The following is a 19,231-nucleotide window of genomic DNA, read 5'->3' as shown; positions in this document are numbered from 1 at the left end:
GGGGTAGCGGGTTTCTCTGTTTTACGATGAATTGGGCCGGATGTTAGTCGGGAATGGCATGAAACGGGAGCTGACGGCTTTTCCAGTCGGGAAAACCCTCTTCGAGTCGACAGGCCGGAACACCCTGGTTTTGAAGCAATTCCACGGCTTCATCCGCGTAGACACAGAAGGGACCCCGGCAGTAGACCACCACCTCGCGCCCCAAAGGCAAACCCGCAATCCGATTCAGAAGCTGATCGATCGGAATCGACAGTGCGCCAGGAATGTGGCCCGCCCGAAATTCTTTTTCGGGTCTGACATCCAGAATCACCACATTGTCCTGCTCCATTTTCAGCAGCAGTTCATCGATCGTGACCGCCTGAAAAGAGTGTTTCTGTGACCGGAAATCGTTCAGCGTCCGTTCAATTTCCGCCAGCCGCTCCATGCCCAGCTCGCGAAGGGATTGCCAGACGGCCACAACTTTGGCATCGGCCAGGTAATAGTGTGCATAATGCCCTTCTTTCCGAACATGAACCAGATTGACGCCTTTGAGAATTTGCAAATGCTGGGACGCATTGGCCATGCTGAGGTTCAGTTGAGCCGCAATTTCCTCGACGGTCCGACTGCTTTGCGCCAACAGATCGATTATTTGCAGGCGGAACGGATGAGCCAATGCTTTCGCAAGCCCGGCCAGTTCGCCGAACACCTTTGCCTTAAACTCTTTTTTTTCCATTCATCTGTGCAAATAAGCCGGAGCAAGTTAAAAAATGCGCAATTAATCAATGAATCCATTGAATAGATTTCACCATTCTCTTATCCAATGGCCGCTGTAGACTACCGGAAGACACTATACTGACGACCTGTTTTCCTATTCCTCTTCGCTGTTGTTGAGTTTGGACAACAAGCTATAGGCTCCACTAACGACAATGGGCGTTTGCTGCGGATCGACACCCGGCGGCAACGTAAGGGCGACGTAGCCATTTTCCCGGACCCCGGTTTTCACGCCGATCTGCCGGAACGCATACGAAACCGGATTCGTCTGTTTTTTCTCCAGTACGTAAACAAACGTTTGCCCCCCAAAACTGACCACCGCCGACTCGGGCAACGCGGGCAGGGGCTGGGTTTTGATGTCGACCTCGGCCGTCACGTAGCCGCCCGGAATAAAACCGTCGGCATACGCGTCGGGGTGGGCCAAAACGGAAACCGTGCGGTCGGCCGAAAGCGATTTGCCAATCAGAAAGATCGTTCCCCGGTGGATCGGTGCCGAATCGCCCCCGACACCAAAGCGCACGGTTTGCCCGGTGTGAATCCGGCTGAGGTCCTTCTCAAAAATACTCAACTGAACGTGCATGTGATCGGTGTTCGTGATCTCGACCACCACATCGGCGGGATTCACAAACCGGCCGTTGTTGACCGGAACGCTGGTAACAAAACCGGACACCGGCGACGGAATGGCCACCAGCCGCGTCAACTGGCCGGGGCTGAGTTTGGCCGGATCGATCCGCAACAGAGCCAGCCGCTGCGCCATGCCCGCCAGTTGGGCCTGCAAACTCTGCCGGTTGGAACGGATTTGCTGGAACACTTTCAGGGCGTTCACGTTGTCGCGGCTCAACTCCTGCTGCCGGGCAAACTCCAGATCGGCGTAATCCAGTTTGGCTTTGGTATCGAGATAATCCTGCTGAAACTGAATGTATTCCGGATTTTCGAGCACCACCAGCGTCTGACCTTTCCGGACGCGCATGCCCGGTTCGAGCTTGATTTGCCGGATGTAGCCGCCAAACGGGATGGAAACGGACACCACATTCTGCGCCGGTACGTCGAGCATTCCGTTCACTTTCAGGGTGGTGCTGAGGGGGCGCAAAACGGGTTGCCCCAGTTGAATGGCGGCCACGTCGTATTGCGCCTGCGTCAGCGAAACCAGCACCGGAGCCGACTGGGCCGAATCCCCCGCGACTTCGGTAAATGACGACGTTAAGGGCAACTCGGCCTGGGCCGTATCGTCTTCACGCCCACCCGAGCCGCAACCCGACACGCCGAGCAGCCCAACCAGTAACACCAGTACAAGATACTGATTTTTAATCCATTGAATTCCGTATACTTTACCTATTGTTTGCATGATCAGGGATGGCCGAGCAGATATTGGATGGAAAGAACCGATTGATTGTATTGATGAAGCAGGTCGAGGTAACTGGAGCGGATGGTCAACGCCTGCTGCAAGGCGAGCGAAAACTCCACGTAGCCAATATCACCCCCACTAAAGGCCCGCCGGGCGTTGGACTGGATGTACGCAGCCTGGGGCAGTCCACTTTCTTCGTAATAGGCCAGGGCCGTCCGGTACTGGTCATATTGCTGCACCGCCTGCTTCACCTGCTGATCGAGGAAAAACCGCTGGTTCTGCCAGTCGGTTTGGGCAATTTGTTCACCCATGCGGGCGGCATTGATCCGCGCTTTCTGCGCCTGCCCCAGCAACGGAAACGAAACGCCGATTTGCCCGCCGTAGAACCGGTGTCCGGCCCCGAAATACAATTCCTGCCCGTTGATGAGTTGATTTCCAATGAGCGTCTGGCTGAACAACCCCACCGAAAAGTCCGGTTTGAGACGCGACTGCTCGACCTGCCGGTTTTTCCCCACCCACTGAATCTGCTCCTGAAGCTGGCGCAACAGCGGATTGCGCGATGCCGTCAAGCTGTCCGCCACCACCGTTAGCGAGAGCCTGGGCAGTGGTTCGGGGCTGACGTCCACCGGCTGCGGACTGTAGAGCAAAGTTTGCAGCCGGGTGCGACTGGCCATCAGATTGGCTTCATTCTGGGCGAGCCGCACGCGCTGATCGGCCCGCTGGCTTTCGGCGGTGGCTTTTTCCAGACTGCCCGTTTCGCCGGTTTTGAAGCGGAGGTTGGCGGCTTTGACAAATTCCGCCAAAACCGTGTCCTGTTCCTGAAACAAGCGGTTTTTCTGGTACAGGTAATTGACCTCGTAATAAACCGAACGAACCTGATACTGAACCTCGTGACGTGTGACCACCACGCCCGCTTCCTGCACCCGGACGGTCTGGTCATTTTGCTCGGCCAGTCGTCGCATCAGCGTCGGATTGGGAATGGATTGCGTTACCGTCAGGTTGTTATCGAACCGCCGGGTATTGTACTGGCCCAGCATTGCCGTGGCCGAAAACCGGCCGGCATCATAGGCCGTTCGGCGGAGCGCCTGTTGCTGGCTGACCGTCAAACCCGCGATCTGGATTTGCGCATTGCGGTAGCTGGCCTGCTGCAACGCCTGATCAAGCGTCAGCGTTTGTCTGGAAACCGGGGTCTGACTTACCGGTTGCGCCCAGCCGACGGAGGCCATCAGCAACAGGATTCCGACGGTGGCCGTCACAACGGTTTTCTGTCCACCCAATTTTCTAGCCGCTTCTTTGGCTACGGCTTTTTTCTCCGACAGGGAATACAGGATCGGTAAAACAATCAGGGTCAGCAGCGTAGCCGTCAGCAGTCCCCCGATGACGACGGTCGCCAGCGGTTTTTGCACTTCGGCCCCGGCGGAATTGGAAATCGCCATCGGAATAAAACCGAACGAAGCCACCAGCGCCGTCATGATCACCGGCCGCAGCCGAATCTCCGCCCCCAGCCGGATGATTTCGGTTAGGTCGGTTAGCCCTTCCTCCTGACGAAGCCGGTTGAACTCGGCGATCAACACAATGCCGTTCAAAACCGCCACACCGAAAAGCGCGATGAACCCGACCCCCGCCGAAATACTGAACGGCATTCCGCGCAGCAACAGGGCAAACACGCCCCCAATGGCCGCCATCGGAATGGCCATAAAAATCAGCAGACTTTGGCGAATGGAGCCGAACGTGAAAAACAGCAGGGCGAAAATCAGCGCCAGCGCAATCGGAACGGCAATGGCCAGCCGCTGTTTGGCATCGACCAGGTTCTGAAACTGACCGCCGTAGGTGATGGAATAACCGGGTGGAAATTTAATTTGAGTGCCGACTTTCTGCTGCAATTCCGTAACGATGCTTTCCACATCACGCCCCCGAACGTTGAATCCCAGTGTGATGCGCCGGTGCGTATTATCCCGCTGGATCTGGTTGGGAGCCTGCTCGATGGTGACCTGCGCAATCTGGCTCAGCGGTAGTTGCTGCCCGGAACCGGATGGGTCCTTTGGCGTGGTTACATACACATTGCGCACATCGTCGACACTCTGCCGCTTGTCGGCCGCCAGCCGAACCACGAGGTCGAATCGTTTTTCACCTTCGAACACCAACCCCGCTGACTGTCCGGCAAAAGCCGTGTTGATCACCCGGTTGACGTCGGTTACGTTCAGGCCATATTTGGCAAGCTGCGACCGGTCGAGTTTGATCAGGATCTGGGACAAACCGCCCACCTGCTCCACGTAAAGGTCTTTGGCCCCGTCGATGCTTCCGATCAGGGTGCCGACCTGACCGGCCAGTTTGGTCAACTGGGCCAGATCTTCGCCGTATATTTTGAGGGCAACATCCTGACGCGCGCCGGTCATGAGTTCGTTAAACCGCATCTGCACCGGCTGTTGAAAGCCAAACGTAACGCCCGGAACCACCGAGAGGGCTTCGGCCATTTTGCCGGCCAGTTCGTCGCGGGTGGTGGCCGACGTCCACTGATCGCGCGGTTTCAGGATCACCATCAAATCGGAAGCCTCGATCGGCATCGGGTCGGTGGGGATCTCGCCGGAGCCGACTTTGGCAACCACCTGCTCAACTTCCGGAAACTGTTTGAGCAAAATCCGCTCGGCCTTCAGGGTTGCCTCCACGGTTTCGGAAAGCGAACTTCCCGTCAAGGTTCGTGTATCGACCGCAAAATCGCCCTCGTCAAGTTGGGGAATGAACTCTCCGCCCATTCGGTTAAAAAGAAAAACCGCAACAACCAGCAGGGCTACGGCGCTGATCAGAATAACGAGCCGGTGTTTCAGAGCCGCCAGCAGAACGGGTTCGTAAAACCACTGAATCCGTTTCATGATTTTGTCCGAAAACGTTTCTTTATGGACAATTTTCTTATTCAGCATCAAGGCCGAAATCATCGGTACGTAGGTCAGCGACAGGATGAAAGCCCCGAGAATGGCAAACGCAACCGTCAGGGCCATGGGACGAAACATTTTGCCTTCGATGCCCGACAAGGCCAGAATTGGCAGGTAAACAATCAAAATAATGATTTCACCAAAAGCCGCCGACGAGCGGATCCGGGCCGCAGACTGGAAGACTTCGTCATCCATTTCGGCCTGGGTCAGCGTTTTGTTTTTATTTCGGCTGGTAATGTGGTGGAGCGTCGCTTCAACGATGATGACGGCACCGTCCACGATCAGTCCGAAGTCGATGGCTCCGAGGCTCATCAGGTTGCCCGACACGCCAAAGAGGTTCATCATCGCGATGGCAAACAGCAGTGCCAGCGGAATGACGGAGGCTACGACAAACCCCGCGCGGAAGTTGCCGAGCATCAGCACCAGCACAAAAATAACGATGGTAGCGCCTTCCAACAGGTTGCGCTCGACGGTTCCGATGGCGCTGTTGACCATTTTGGTCCGGTCCAGAAACGGCACGATCTGCACGCCTTCGGGTAGCGTTTTCTGAATTTCGGCAATCTTTTCCTTCACCCGTTTGATGACCGCCGATGAATTTTCGCCTTTGATCATCATCACGACCGCCCCCACGGTTTCGCCCTCGCCGTTGCGGGTGACGGCTCCGTAACGCACCGCCGAACCGATGTTAACCTGCGCCACATCGCGGATCCGAACGGGCAACGACTGGTCGTTCAGCCTGACGACGATGTCCGCAATATCGCTGGTCGAACGAATCAGGCCGTCGGAGCGAATGAAATAGGCGTTGGGCTTTTTGTCGATATACGCCCCGCCTGTGTTCTGGTTATTCTGCTCCAGGGCATTAAAAATATCGGTGATCGTGACGCCCATGCTTCGCAGCCGGTCGGGATCGACGGCTATTTCGTATTGTTTCAGCAGGCCACCAAAACCGCTGATGTCGGCCACACCGGGGGTTCCGAGCAAGCCACGCCGGATGGTCCAGTCCTGAATGGTGCGCAGGTCGGTGAGCGAGTATTTGGTTTCGTAGCCTTTTTGGGCCAAAACCGTGTACTGGAAAATTTCGCCCAAACCCGTGGTGACGGGCGCCATGACGGGCGTTCCGACGCCGGGCGGAATCTCACCCACCACATTTTGCAAGCGTTCGGCAATCTGCTGGCGAGCCCAGTAAACGTCCGTTGCGTCGGTGAATACGACGGTGACAATCGACAGGCCGAAGCGCGAAAACGACCGCAACTCGGTGATGCCCGGAATATTCGACAGGCTTACTTCAATCGGAAACGTCACGAGCCGCTCGATGTCTTCGGCCGCCAGCGACGGACTGCTCGTGATCACCTGCACCTGGTTGTTCGTAATATCCGGCACCGCATCGATGGGCAGTTGGGTTACCGACCAGGCCCCCCACCCCACCAGGGCCAGCACAAACAGGCCAACAATGAGTTTGTTGTGAATGGAGAAATGAATAATGGCATTCAGCATAATGTGCTCTGAAAGAAGGGATTGACTGAAAAATCAGGAAGAGAAAACGACCGGATTACGGAAAAGCAGAAAACGATCCGCAACCATTTGTCACCCGTTGTGCGGGTAGCAAGGCCGAATACAAGGCGAAAAAACCGTCCGTTTCATCCGGACACATTTCGGCCAGGGGCGATGGGGAATTAGCGTCGGGGGGGATTGATCAGCGCGAAAACCGCGAGAAAAGAATAGAGATCGGCCTTGCGGAAAAAATCGGCTTTGGGGAGAACCATCAACTGACAGAGCTGAGGTGCCGACAGCCAGACGGTGCCGGGCGTAAAAACCGGTGCGGAATGGCCGACCGAAGGTAAATTCTGGTGACTGTGGTTGGGGTGTTTCTGGTGTTCTGAATCGGCCCCGTAATGCATTTTGATGAAGTCGATGAAACCCAGCCGGGCGTCTGTGGCCCGGTGTTGCTGGAAATGCTGCACCAGATCGCCCCAGTGGGAGGTCTGGTCCATGCTGAAGCCGGGGAGCAAACTCCCGCCCAACATCCAGCACGCTAACAACAGGGCAACAAAAGGTTTCATGATTTAACGGATCATAACCGGGTAACAAACCTGCCGGACAAAAGTTTCCCTGAATCAATTCTTTGCCTCAATTTGGAAGTAATCTAATACCAGCCTGCATTCCAGGACGTTTTTCACCAGTTTCCATAAAAAAAGCCGCGCCGGTTGAACGGGCGTGGCTTTCGGGAAATAAACGGTGTGGATATGAGGAATATTTGGATCAGGCTGCTGCCTGCGACAAAAACCGTTGTTCCAGCAACTGCGGATGTTCGTAGCGGTTTCCCAGCACCCGCAATTGGCGGGCGTGCAGGGCGCTGAGTGAAAACGCCGGAAATTCGCCCGTTCCCAGGGGCTGAAACAGCGCGTAGCCGCAGCGATGATTCGACCAGCCAATCTCGAAAATCCGCCCGTCCCACTCCACCAGATCACTCTCGTACAGCAAGATGCCCTGCCGATCCGACTGACCGATGGTGCGCATCAACCGCCAGGAAAAGCTGGTGGGCTGCGGCAATTCGTCAACCGTCGGCACCTGGCTCACCAGGGCGATGGCTTCCTGCAGCCAGATGGATAAATAAGGCTCCGGGGTCATGGGCAGCCCGGCCAGGTAGAGCATTTTCTGGCCGTTCCAAATGCGGGATTGGATTGGTTGCATCGTCCTTTCTATATTTTAGTTATACGATAATGACTAACAAATATATGCTACATAGGCGACATTTCGAAGTCAAAAGTTACTTATTTATAACATTTCGCATACATTTAGTAAACGGCACATCCGTTTTTCTACATGAGCATCCGTAGAACCCAACAAAACTATAGTATAACTAAAAAAGCTTATCCTAACTTGGCTGGATACAATTTTACCGGCTGGTTACTGACAACCGCATCGGTTGGGAAGAAAATTGCCGAAGGCATAACCTCTGCGAGCAAGAGAGGCTGTACCTTCGGCAATGTCCATTTAATCAGGCCATTCGCTGGCCTGGGCGGTTTTTAAATCTGTGAAAAGGCGGTCGGAACCAGGAAAGTCCGGGTGATGTTCGAAACGATTCGGGCGTTGGCATATTCGGGCATGGCGCTGATTTTTTTCCATTCCGGATCGCTGCCGAACGTCTTCCAGTTCTGGTCGTGTTCTTCCATGTTGTCGAACGTCAGCAGGTACGTCAAATTCGGGCGCATGGGGCCAATCAGTGTTTCGCCGAAGAAAACCGGGGTGAGTCCGACGCGTTTGAAAATGGCAATTTCACCGCCTTCATTGAACATCTCGATTTTCTTCTTTCCGGCGGTTTCGTTGTGGCTTTCGTAGCGACGCAGCTCAAAAATCCGCGGTTTTTTCTCCGGGGCTTCCAGTTTGGGCATGTAGGAAAACGATTTCAGCAACGAGCTTTCAATGCGCTCATAGGCCGGATCGGTAGCCTGGGCCGTCAGATAATCGGCACCCGCCTGTTGATAAGCGGCATCACCGGCCAGTTTTTCGGGCAACTTGAAATAATCGTCCAGCGAATTAAACGGGATCACCGTCACCAGTTTCGTGAATCCCTGGGGAAGGTATTCCGTAAAAACCCCGATGTTTTTGCTCCCCAGCCGGTTCAGGGCCGGGATGGCGGCATTCTGAAAATAGCTTTCCACCATTTTCTGCTGTTTGCCATTCTTTAAGGTATATATCCGCAGTTCATAAAATTCAGAACCGGCGTTTTGATGGGGTGTTGCCGCTTCGCTCAACGGATTCAGGAAACTGACGGCGGAGGTGGTAACAAGAGATGTTTTAACAAAATTACGTCTTTTCATAGCGGTTTTGATACGGACTTACGCACGGTTTTACTGCTACGGAAAGCACAGTCGCTGTCTGTTCTACCTCATCCGCTACTTTTTTCACCAGCCCACCGCCCGCTTCTTCGGGTTTGTTTTGGCCATCAGAAAGTACAGGCCGGGCGTCCGCTTCCGGCCGGGCAACAAATACTGCTATTTTTTCCGCCGATCCTTATACACTCTTTTAACCGCTCCCTCAAAACTTAGCGGCCCGTTTTGATAATTACGACTACCTTGTTGTCGGTTAATGCTTTACACGCAGTCTCCCCTCAACCGTACCCATCTACGACCGTCGATCTGCTTTGTCCACTCACTTCAGGTGGCCACCCGGGTGATTTCCTTTGTATTCTACCTGTTTTTCTGACGACTATCCTCTATCCACAAATCTGTTATGCTATGACCAAACGACGACCTGACGAACCGGACAACAAAGCAGCCGAACGTCTAAAACAGTTTAGAGAAGCCCGTGGTATTCCGGAAAATTTCCCGGAAGAAGAAACCGAATCCCCCGAAGAAAAACCGAAGAAACCAACCAAAACGACTCAGTCAGATGAAGGGACCGAAGGATGAACTCTTGAACCCGGCCGACCAGGCCGCTCCAGCGGTTCGGGGACGGGCTACGCTTCCCAAGCCGCCCACCAGTAAAGTGCTGCAACGGTTGCTGTACTTTTCGGAAGAGCGCGGTCTGCCGATCACCGAAGCGGTTGCCGACGAAAAGCCGAAGGCAAACCGGCGCCGTTCGACCACCGCAGCCCTCTCGGTCGAAGGCCCACCGGAAGTGGTTTCGAGCTATGCCCAGGCGCTGGTCGATGCCGCCCTGGCTTTGCAACCCGCTGTTGTTGAACCGGCGGAAACCGACAACGGTGATTCCGAACCCACGGCCCCGGCTGCCATAACGACCCTTTCACCACCCACCGGCTTCGGCCCCCAATGGCGGTTTCTGGGTCCCACGATGATGTCCAACGGGCAGACTTACGGGGAGAGTCGGGTGGTCGTTTCGGGCCGGATTTCGGCAGTGGCTGTCGACCCTTCCAATGCCAATCATATTTTGTGTGGCGCAGCAAGCGGAGGCATTTGGGAAAGCTTCAACCGGGGAACTTCCTGGAGTCCGCGCACGGATTATGCCGCTACACTGACGGTTGGCGCACTGGCCTTCAATCCATCGGCTCCGGCCACGGTTTATTGCGGCACGGGCGAAGGAAATTTTTACGCATGGCTGGGTGCCGGTTTGCTGCGCTCGACCAACGGTGGCAGCACCTGGACGATGCACGCAACGGCGCCTTTTGTGGGGCAGGGTTTTTACGATTTACTGGTCGATCCCGCCAACGGCAACCATTTGCTGGCCGCCACCACCCACGGCATTTATGAATCCACCGACGGCGGAACGGCCTGGACCCTGCGCCGGTCGGGACGCTGCTGGGACCTGGCGGCCCATCCTTCCGGCGGTGCCACGGCGGAGGTGCTGGCGGGTTGTCAGAGTGGGCTTTTCCGCTCCACGAACGGCGGTCAGACCTGGGCGGCTGTTGCCTTACCGGGTGGCCCGGCGGGCTACGACCGGCTGGCGGTGGCCATTTCCCGCACGAATCCGGCCGTTGCCTACGCGTTTGGCGCAGCCGGTGCCACGCAGTATCTCTACCGAAGGGCCAGTACCGGAACCTGGTCGCGCATTACCGGACCGGCGGGGCTGTCGACCGGCCAAGCGTGGTATGACTGGTTTCTGGCCGTGGCCCCCGATACGGATGCAGAAATTTACCTGGGGGCCATTGAAGCCTACCGCGGTAACCTGTCGGGCAGCACCTGGACCTGGGTGACGATTTCCAACAAAACCGGTGACGACATCCACCCCGACCAACACGCCATCACGTTTGATCCCACCAATGCCAACATCGTTTATGTGGGGAACGACGGCGGGCTGTTTGTGTCGCCCAACCGGGGCACAAGCTGGACGTCACTCAACAACGGTTTAGGCATTACGGAAATCGAATACATGGCCCAGGATTACGGTTCGTCACGCTGGCTCGTGGCCGGAACGCAGGACAACGGCAGCATCCGCTACACGGGCAATCCGGCCTGGGATCACATTGCCGACGGCGACGGGGGCGACTGCGGGGTACACCGTACCGACCCGAACGTGGTGTTTCATTCCTATTACAGCATGGGCATGGAACGCTCGACAACCGGGGGAAATTTCGGTTCGTTTGGCTGGATTGGCCCCAACGTTCCCGATGGCTACAATGCCCTGTTTTATCCGCCGATGGAAGTCAACAACGACACGGTGGCCCAGGCGGGTCAGAGTGTGTACATTTCCAGAAACCGGGGAACCAACTGGACTGAAGTAGCCCTGCCCGCAGGTCAGGTAGCATCGGCGATGTACATTCCCAATCCCAACACGGTTTTTGTAGGAACGACAACGGGTCAGGTGTACCGCATCAGTTGGTCCGGCACGGCCTGGTCGTCGGCGACGGCCCTGACAACGCCCCGCGCCAGTGCTTATGTCAGTGATTTACACGTCAATCCGGCTAATCTGAACCGCATCTGGGCAACCTCCACGTCGCTGAGTGGCGACCGGGTGTTCCGGTCCGACAATGGCGGCAGCACCTGGGTCAACTGCACGGCGGGTTTACCCAATCTGCCCATCACGGCGGTAGAAGTGGATCCCGGCAATGCCAACCGGGTGTGGGTAGCGGCTGACGTGGGCGTCTACCAATCCCTGAATGCCGGGGCTTCCTGGAGTGCCTTTGCTAACGGGCTACCGAATGCGCTGGCGGTCGATCTGCTCTATCATCCACACGCCCGCGTGTTGCGGGTGGGAATGCGCAACCGGGGCGTTTGGGAAATCCCGGTCGATGGCTGGCTGGCGGCCCCCATTTGCGGGGTCCAGTGGAACGGCAGTCTGGCTCCGAACCAGACCCACCGCTGGTTTACGCATAGCTGGCCGGCGACCTGGCACATGATCTGGACGATTATGCCCACCTCGCCCCTGCCCGGTGCCCCGCAGGTGAGCTGGAAAGTGCAGGTGGAACGGGCCTCCGCCGAATTTGTCACCTACTGGATCAGCGTTACCAACCACACCGGTTCTCCCGTCAGTTTTGAAGGCCGGTATGCCATATTAAGTTTTTACTAATCAACCCTTTACTATTCATACCGATGCGAACAGGAACACAATTTACCGGCACACTGGCCCCCAATCAGACCCACCGCTGGTTTACGCATAGCTGGCCGGTTGGCTAGCACGTCACCTGGTATATGATGCCCACCTCGCCCCGCTCGGGGGCTCCCCAGATCGACTGGGACATTTTCGTGGAGCGGGCCAATGCGACGCACTGCACCTACTGGATTACGGTGAAAAACCTGACCAACACGCCCGTCACCTTTGAGGGTCGCTACGCTGTTTTGAACTAAATTAACCGCCTATTCCCATGCGAATTACGATCGAAATCGATACCAAAGACCTGCCCAATGTGAGCGTAACGCCCGAGGTGGAAGTTCAACAAGTAGAGGTCAATGCATCCCGTTCGTCGGCTACCGACGCGGGTGCCGCCCCCGACACCGGGGTTGGAATGGAAGAGTCGCCAGCACCAGTCCCGCCAACGAAAGATTCGGCCCAACCGGCGGCTGATATGACCTCGGCGGGGGGCGCGCCCTCCTTCACAACTGATGTCCCATCCTAATCCACTGACCACAAACCCATGTACACATTGATCCGTTCGTTGCCGTGGTTCAGAATTGCGACCGAACAACTCCCGGCTTTGGTGGTGTCGATGCTAACGGCTGAGGTATTTTACAAATTCCACAGTTTTGTGCTCGAATGCCTCGCGTTTTTACTGACGTGGTTCATCACCGACGGTTTAATCCAGTTCGGGCGCAAGCTGTTTCGGGCGAGGAAGTAGGTTTTTCGCCCACTGGGAAAGAATGCTAAATGAAAAATGATGAATGCTGAATGTAAAAGTAGCGTCTAAGTCAGCACTTTTACATTCAGCATTCATCATTTTTCATTTAGCATTCCCTTGATAATTCTAAACCGGTTCACGGTTTGATAACGGGGTTCAGGATGAGTTTGCCCCGTAGTCGCCCTTCAATGTAGGGCGGTTGCCGGAAACCCCGTTTTTCAAGACCCTGATCGATCCGGTCGATCAGTTCAAAAATATCGAGGTTCGGTTCTTCAATACTTTTCACCAGTTCGCTGGTAAACAGACCGTTCTTCTCGTTGCCATCGCTGGCGGTTTTTCCCGGTTCTGTGGCATACACGATCAAGGTTCCGACCGGCGGATTGATGGTGGTATAAACCGGTTGTCCGGTACCCCGTGTCCAGGAACGATAGGGATTGTTGCGACAGGCATCCCAAAAAACCAGGTTGGAACCGTTCGGATTGGCGGTTTTCATTCGGGCCACCACGCGTTCCAGCGAGTAGCAAACGTACCGGGCATCCACCTCCGTCGATGGATCGGCGTCGGTGGGTTGAATAAAGTTCTGGTTATCCGCCATAATGCCATGTCCCGCGTAGTAGAATAAGCCCACGTTGTTGCTGTCTAATTCCGAATAAAATTTTTCGAGCGCCTGATCGGTTTCCCTGAGTTTCAGGTTTTCCACGAGGGTCACCGTAAATCCCAGCTTTTCAAACTGCTCCCTTACGCTGCGACCGTCGTTGACGGGATTTTTGAGCGGGTGTTTTTCATAATCGGAATTGGCAACGATCAACGCCACCCGTTTCTGTCCGATAACCGTATCTTTTTTAGCTTCGTAAACGATGTGCCGCACCGTAGATGTGGTGGTTCCGGCCGAATTGGTGGCCGTAATTTGCAGGACATTGTCACCCACCTGAAGCAACACTTCCTGAGAAACCTGTTCACCGCACACCAGGCGTTTCATACCCCGCTGCTGACCAAACGTTTTCCCGTTTACGAGCACCTGATGCTCCTTCAACGCTTCAAACGACTGCACACAGGCCGAAACCGTGAAAGCGGGCTGCTTCACCTGCACGTAATCGGTGCCCGGTGATTGCCAGGTAATCACCGGCGGCAGATTTTTGGGCGCTTCCCCCTTCAGTTTCAGGGGTTGGCTTTTTGCGGAGACCACCGTGGGCGACTGGGCCCCGGCCAGAAAATGAACGGTTAAGCCGCCCAGAAGAAGTAGTATTTTTTTCATAAATGTGTGGTTAAATAGTCCGACGAATGCCAATAAGGGGTGTATTGCCCTGAAAACCCAGGGTAAGCTGGTTCGATTTCCTGCGATTACGACTCCCCTTGATGGCGCTATAGATGACATCCGAAACCAGAATAAGGGCCGCGGCACGGGTCGCAATCAGGTATTGATGGCGCAACTGGTTTGCTTTCGTAAAATACGGTTCTGCCTGATTTTCATACGGTTGTGACTCATAAATCGCATACTGGTCCAGGGCTTTGCTTCGCTGCATGAGTCCATACACGAGCAAGCCCCCGTAGGCAACCGTGATCAACGGGCGGAACCCAATCTTTTTGTTCGGTTGAACCAGCACATTACCGAGCCCCGGAACCAGAATCGAGAGCAGGGCATTGGCGGGGCCACCCCCCAAATCTGGTGGTGCTAATTTGACATTGACAACCACCTGGACTTCATCTTCCGCCAACAAACCATCCGCCTGAATATCCCAGTAAACAACTTTTCCCTTGCCGGAACCAACACCTTTGCCAACCGCTCCGGTCACCGACCGGGCGATTAAAACCCGGTTATTTTGATTAACCGCCTGAATATAAACCGAATCATTTTTTACCAGACTTTCTACATCATACGTAACCTTTATTCTGGTTTCCTGCTGTTCAATTTTGACGTTGGTGACCGTAACTTGACGGGGCGCCTGACTCATGGCGGGAGTCAGAAAGAAAACGCACAAAACCACCAGGGCGTAGAACATCTTTTCATAAAGCAAACTTTTCATAAAGCAAACAGAGATTGAACGTCAACAAGGGTTAAAGCCCGGTTATAAAATCGCAATTCATCAACACTCCCCTGAAATTTATTCGGAAAAGCCTGGCTGAGCAACCCAAGCCGAACATCACCACCCGGGCAATTATCGATGTTCGAAATCGGCAGATTTTCCCGACTGGCGACCAATTTTCCATCGAGATATAACTTCAATGAACGCCCTTCATAAACGCCCACCACATGGTGCCAGTTGTTGAGCCATTGGGTGACGGTATTGCTCGCATTTTCCCAGCCGGCACCCGAAACACAATTGCTGTTTTGTTTGATATCGACGTTCAAAACATGGCTGCTTGAATTGCCCGCCAGGGGTCGAATGCTGATGCCATATTGCTCATCTCCACCCGTATAACGCGACTTCACCAGCAACTGCATCGGCTGGCTGACGGTCCCCGTTGGTTTTACCCAGAAGCTGATCGTCATGGCATTCGTAAATCGCAAAACAGGGTGATCCGGAATCTCAACAAAGTCATTGTCACCATCCAGAAAAATAGCATTGTTGGGCACCTCTTTCCGGTCGGTAGTCGAGGGCGGTTGATTCACCAGTTTCCCGTGATTCGTGCCTGCAAAATCGTTTGCATTGCCGTTCAACGGATAATACGCAACCAGTCCGCTCGTAATCGATGATGCCAGGGTATTGAACGTCAAAACCGCTCCGTATACCGTGCCGGCCGCGTTGATGGCAAAGGCCCGGTAATAGTACAACGTATTGGCCTGAAGACCGGAAACGGCAAAATCAGCTTTATTACCGGGCAACGAAGGCGCAATCCCCTGCGTATCCGTATTGAATGTCTGATAACTACCCGTTTTGCCCGGGTCCGTGGAGGTAGAAGACACATACACCCCGTAGCGTGTTAAAACGGGCGTTCCCGGATTGGTCAGCGACAAGGACAGGACAGCACTGGTACCCGTTATGGCCGTGGCTGCCAGGGTGTTGACGACCGGCTGGGACGTGGTTAAAAACGTCTTGACGGCTCCGTACGAAGCACCGGCTTCATTCGCTGCGAAAGCCCGTACATAATAGAGGGTATTGGGCAGCAATTGAGAGGCCTGAAAAGTCTGATTATTACCAATTACCAAGCCCGTTGTTGAGAAAAGGACGGTGGAATTATCAACATCCGGAACACCCACTACATTCGAATAACACACGCCGTATTGCGAAATGGTAGCGTTTCCGGCATCATTTACTTTTACGCCCATTATCGCCGAATTACTGGAAACGCCCGAAGGATCGAGTGTCGTGACGGAAGCTAAAGAGGCATTGGTTATTTGGGCGGTCAGGGTTGCGTTGTACGTATCTCCGCAGGGGTTTTTAAGCTCGGCGTTGACAGTATAAGTACCTGCTCCCGAGTACGTAAAGGTTTGCTCCCGTTCGGATGAAGTGACGGGATTACCGGCACCAAAATTCCAGGAAACCGTGGTAAAATCGCCCTGAATATCGACGAGTTTATAGGTTACCCTCAATTTTTCAGCCGTAAAAGAAATCCGGGCCGAAGGCTTCGCGCAGGATTGAAATGATTTCCGCTCAAAATCCCATCCTTCACATCCAAAGAGAAAAAAACAGACTATACTAAAATACGCCGGTAGTCGTAAATTCATACCAAAGAATTAAGAAAAAATCCTTATATACTCCGCAATACTTTTTTTTATAAGTATTTATAGCGTATAAAATTACGACAACTTTAATGCAGTTGGGGAATATTTTCCGTTTTTATTTTTAACGGATAAGTGCACCAATCTTTGATTTAATGACAAGGTTGGTAAAGGTCTGGACCCTTGTTTTAAGACAACCCGATTCCCTGTCATTCGACACGGCGTACGCCCGGTTTTATGACAAACGCAGTGCTTTTTTCAGGTCTTCTTTTTTAGCCCTCGAAATGGGCACTTCGGAGCCATCGGTCAATACCAGGAAGTCGCCGAACTCTTTTTTCCAACTCCTGATAAACTGTTTATTCACCAGGTGCGATTGATGGCAGCGCACAAAACCGTAGTTCTTCAACAAATCATCATACCCGAAAATGGGTTTACACACCAGCAGGGCTTCCCCATCAAGCAGGTAAAACATCGTATAATTGTTGGACGATTCGCAGCGGATGATTTCACTGGTTTTCACAAACCGCGTCTCCTTTGCCGTCGCCAAAGCAATTCGCGGCTCTTCGGGCGGCTGACCGGCTTTCAGGAAGTGCATCAGGTTTTGCAGGAGTTGGTTCTGTTCTTTCAACTGCCGTTGTTGGCGGGCTCTTTCCACAGCCGACTGTAATTCGTCAATCGCAATGGGCTTCAACAGGTAATCCACCGCGGCAAACCGCAGGGCCTGGATGGCAAATTGATCATAGGCCGTGACGAAAATCACCTCAAAGTCGTAGGCAGGCAGACTGCGTAACCAGTCGAATCCGTTTTGTTGGGGCATCTGGATGTCCAGAAATACCAGATCGGGCTGGAGAACGTGCAGCCGGTTGGTAGCCGTCTCCGCGTTCAGGGCCGTGCCGCAGACTTCCACCTGCGGACAATACGCTGCCAGCAGGGCCTGCAGGTTCTCCAGATTCGGTTGCTCATCGTCGATCAGCAGTGCTTTCATCAAAACCATGACCCAAAGGTAAGGGTAATCTGCGTTCCCGACGGGGTGGCTTTCTGAATGGCCAGGGCAATTTGCCAGTCGGAATGGAGTTTGTTCAAGCGCTCAATTCGGTCGCGGGTAAGGCTCAATCCCAACCCATTACCGGCTTTATCCTCCGTAAAACCGCTGCCATTGTCGGTAATGGCCACCGTCATGGCCTGTGCCAACCGGTTGAAAACCACAGTAATAATCCCCTTTTCCTGTCGGGAAGCGACACCGTGTTTGACCGCGTTTTCAATCAAAGGCTGTAGAAGCATCACCGGGATAGCCGTTTCATATACATTGATCGCAGCATCGGTGCGGATGGAATATTGAAACCCAAACCGGAGTTGCTCCAGCTTCAAGTAGGTGTCCAGCATCTGGATTTCTTCGTGCAGGGAAAGCTCGTCTTTGTGGGCATGATGCAGCGACTCCCGCAGCAGCCGGGCAAAATCAGACAGGTACCGGTTGGCCCCTTCAATGTCCTCTTTGTTGATAAGGCCCTGAATCGAGCTGAGGGCGTTGAAGACAAAATGCGGATTGAGTTGGGCGTGAATCGCCTTCAATTCGAGCTGCAAGCGGGTTTTATCGGCTTGTTCCTGCCGGGTTTTTCGCCGTTGCCGGATGAACAACAGCAGGAACGAACCCGCGCCCAGAAAGGCCGTCACAAACATGCCCGCTACCAACCGAAACCGGTTTGTTTGATACCAGGCCGGCTCGACGGCAAAGCGGTATTCCGCAACATGCTGCGGCTGAGCCGAATACCGAATCCGGATCGTGTACGCTCCGGGCGGATGTTCCTTGAGCCAGACAAAACTGTTGTTGTAATCATTGTCTCGCCAGGGGGTGTAAACGCTGCCGTTTCGGATCAATTCATACTGAATCTGTTTTTTACTGAACTGACCCTTTTCGAGCGCAAAAATCAGGTTTTCGTTCGTGGATGGCACCGTAAAAACCGGGGAAAAATTGCCGGTTGATTGTCGGTCGGGCAGCCAGGGCGATTGCAACTTCTGAAAAAAATCACCGATCGTTTCGGACGTATACACACTGGTAATCACCGGCTTGACCGGCTCCCAGGCCACCAGCGAAGTCGCTACAATCTGGTTCTGTCCGGTGTTTCTGACATCCACGATCAGCATCTTCCCCAGCCGGGTTCTGTAACCGCCCAGGTAAGCCATCAGCGGCATGCCCGAATCGTGGATCAGCGTTGAATCGGTAAACCGGTCGATGCCCTGCCAGGGAACCAGCACCCGATGTCCCGGATATTCCAGCACCCGAAACTGGTATTGCCGGGCCATTTGCGGCCCCACGCCGTGCAGAAAGAATTGCGCCCGCGCCGTATCGAACGTGGTGCGGGCTACAAAACCACGGGGCCGTTCGCGCAGAAAAACCGGGTCTTTTTCCAGGGCAACCACATGGTGGCTCTTGTCCCGGATTTCCCAAAATGCGTTATTTTCTTTCCGGATGGCCAGGATTAAGCCCACCGCTGCGGGCTTGTTTCCGACCTCAGCCGGAAAACTTTGGGAGTAGTCGCCCCAGTTGATTTGCGCCTGTAGTGAAGTCAGGGTCAGGCTCCCTGCGATGATGGCGAAGATGGTCTTTTTCATGTTGTCGAATTTGAGACTTCAAAAAAAGGATCTTTTTTAACCATCGTATTGGGCAATGTGAATTCGGTCAGTCTTGGTGTGAATTCGAACCAGCGATCAGATTACGCTACAACTTTTCGTGTTTATCCGCGAACTGTAATACACAGCAATAAACCAAAAACACCTTACAAATCACTGAAAATCAGCTTTTTGTAAGGTGTTAA

General features: G+C 54.1%; 16 protein-coding genes. 5 read left to right on the top strand and 11 right to left on the bottom strand.

What is annotated here, in order from left to right; translation table 11 throughout:
• Window positions 1-43: 43 nt before the first annotated feature.
• The 6 genes from DUE52_RS25640 to DUE52_RS25610 form a co-directional block, all read right to left on the bottom strand.
• A complete protein-coding gene (locus DUE52_RS25640) occupies window positions 44-712 on the bottom strand; it encodes an ArsR/SmtB family transcription factor (protein WP_114408933.1) in 669 nt (222 codons plus the stop codon).
• Window positions 713-847: 135 nt separating this feature from the next.
• On the bottom strand, window positions 848-2,095 hold the full coding sequence (locus tag DUE52_RS25635) for an efflux RND transporter periplasmic adaptor subunit (protein ID WP_114408932.1): 1,248 nt from the start codon (window positions 2,093-2,095) through the stop codon (window positions 848-850).
• A 2-nt stretch (window positions 2,096-2,097) separates the two neighbouring features.
• The gene (locus DUE52_RS25630) at window positions 2,098-6,519 is read right to left on the bottom strand and encodes a CusA/CzcA family heavy metal efflux RND transporter (protein ID WP_114408931.1); all 4,422 of its coding nucleotides are present in this window, start codon (window positions 6,517-6,519) and stop codon (window positions 2,098-2,100) included.
• A 179-nt stretch (window positions 6,520-6,698) separates the two neighbouring features.
• A complete protein-coding gene (locus tag DUE52_RS25625) occupies window positions 6,699-7,085 on the bottom strand; it encodes a hypothetical protein (protein WP_114408930.1) in 387 nt (128 codons plus the stop codon).
• Window positions 7,086-7,284: 199 nt separating this feature from the next.
• A complete protein-coding gene (locus DUE52_RS25620) occupies window positions 7,285-7,716 on the bottom strand; it encodes a YopX family protein (RefSeq protein WP_114408929.1) in 432 nt (143 codons plus the stop codon).
• A 335-nt stretch (window positions 7,717-8,051) separates the two neighbouring features.
• On the bottom strand, window positions 8,052-8,846 hold the full coding sequence (locus tag DUE52_RS25610; protein ID WP_114408927.1) for an NIPSNAP family protein: 795 nt from the start codon (window positions 8,844-8,846) through the stop codon (window positions 8,052-8,054).
• Window positions 8,847-9,263: 417 nt separating this feature from the next.
• Here DUE52_RS25610 and DUE52_RS32525 point away from each other — a divergent pair, with 417 nt between their 5' ends.
• The 5 genes from DUE52_RS32525 (at window position 9,264) to DUE52_RS25590 (ending at window position 12,757) form a co-directional block, all read left to right on the top strand.
• Window positions 9,264-9,437, top strand: a complete 174-nt coding sequence (locus DUE52_RS32525) for a hypothetical protein (protein ID WP_165841034.1) — start codon at window positions 9,264-9,266, stop codon at window positions 9,435-9,437.
• Window positions 9,418-11,991, top strand: coding sequence for a WD40/YVTN/BNR-like repeat-containing protein (locus tag DUE52_RS32600; RefSeq protein WP_114408926.1), 2,574 nt, complete (start codon window positions 9,418-9,420; stop codon window positions 11,989-11,991). Before DUE52_RS32525 ends, DUE52_RS32600 begins: the two co-directional genes overlap by 20 nt.
• A gap of 122 nt (window positions 11,992-12,113) precedes the next feature.
• A complete protein-coding gene (locus DUE52_RS32675; RefSeq protein ID WP_222930326.1) occupies window positions 12,114-12,269 on the top strand; it encodes a hypothetical protein in 156 nt (51 codons plus the stop codon).
• A gap of 17 nt (window positions 12,270-12,286) precedes the next feature.
• Window positions 12,287-12,538, top strand: coding sequence for a hypothetical protein (locus tag DUE52_RS25595; protein ID WP_114408925.1), 252 nt, complete (start codon window positions 12,287-12,289; stop codon window positions 12,536-12,538).
• Between the two features lie 18 nt (window positions 12,539-12,556).
• Window positions 12,557-12,757 carry a hypothetical protein gene (locus tag DUE52_RS25590; RefSeq protein WP_114408924.1) on the top strand — a complete coding sequence of 67 codons (201 nt, stop codon included), beginning with the start codon at window positions 12,557-12,559 and terminating at the stop codon, window positions 12,755-12,757.
• Between the two features lie 136 nt (window positions 12,758-12,893).
• Here DUE52_RS25590 and DUE52_RS25585 read toward each other — a convergent pair whose 3' ends face one another.
• The 5 genes from DUE52_RS25585 to DUE52_RS25565 form a co-directional block, all read right to left on the bottom strand.
• Complete coding sequence (locus tag DUE52_RS25585; protein WP_165841033.1) at window positions 12,894-14,012, bottom strand: caspase family protein; 1,119 nt, start codon at window positions 14,010-14,012, stop codon at window positions 12,894-12,896.
• Window positions 14,013-14,022: 10 nt separating this feature from the next.
• Window positions 14,023-14,781: a hypothetical protein gene (locus tag DUE52_RS25580; RefSeq protein WP_114408922.1), complete on the bottom strand. Its 759-nt coding sequence runs from the start codon at window positions 14,779-14,781 to the stop codon at window positions 14,023-14,025.
• Entirely contained in the window at window positions 14,778-16,424 is a 1,647-nt protein-coding gene (locus tag DUE52_RS25575) for a LamG-like jellyroll fold domain-containing protein (protein ID WP_114408921.1), read from the bottom strand. Before DUE52_RS25575 ends, DUE52_RS25580 begins: the two co-directional genes overlap by 4 nt.
• A 229-nt stretch (window positions 16,425-16,653) precedes the next feature.
• Window positions 16,654-17,412 (bottom strand): LytR/AlgR family response regulator transcription factor, encoded by a 759-nt coding sequence (locus tag DUE52_RS25570; protein WP_229312304.1) that lies wholly within the window; start codon window positions 17,410-17,412, stop codon window positions 16,654-16,656.
• Window positions 17,403-19,028 (bottom strand): sensor histidine kinase, encoded by a 1,626-nt coding sequence (locus tag DUE52_RS25565; protein ID WP_114408920.1) that lies wholly within the window; start codon window positions 19,026-19,028, stop codon window positions 17,403-17,405. The genes DUE52_RS25570 and DUE52_RS25565 overlap by 10 nt, the downstream gene beginning before the upstream one ends.
• Window positions 19,029-19,231: the final 203 nt, after the last annotated feature.

The sequence above is a fragment of the Larkinella punicea genome (genome assembly GCF_003334855.1).
GTDB lineage: Bacteria > Bacteroidota > Bacteroidia > Cytophagales > Spirosomataceae > Larkinella > Larkinella punicea.
Note: the sequence above shows the minus strand (reverse complement) of the source record. Positions and strands in the feature narration are given on the sequence as shown.